Below are 278 nucleotides of genomic sequence, written 5' to 3'. Positions count from 1 at the left end.
ATCTCACGCCACGCTTTGATACGCGCCAAGGTGTTTTCGCTGTGCGCCGGACGCTTCATTGCCTTTAGGATGCGATGGCTGGCATGTTGAAAAGGAATATCCAAATAAGGCAGCAGCTTCTTCTCGCCCATGAGTTCAACGACTTTATCGACGTGCGGATACGGATAGACATAATGCAGACGTACCCAAATACCCAACTCGTTCAATGCTTGGCATAAGTCATAAAACTTCGACTTAAGCGGCATACCGTTCCAAAAGCTAGTCTTATACTTCAAATC

At 46.8% G+C, this 278-nt stretch carries 1 pseudogene; it reads right to left on the bottom strand.

Annotated elements, in window-relative coordinates:
* Nucleotides 1–278: pseudogene (locus AAEY75_RS14845) on the bottom strand (30S ribosomal protein S12 methylthiotransferase RimO); the annotation flags it as partial.

The organism is Psychrobacter sp. TB55-MNA-CIBAN-0194, assembly GCF_040309505.1.
GTDB lineage: Bacteria > Pseudomonadota > Gammaproteobacteria > Pseudomonadales > Moraxellaceae > Psychrobacter > Psychrobacter fozii.
Note: the sequence above shows the minus strand (reverse complement) of the source record. Positions and strands in the feature narration are given on the sequence as shown.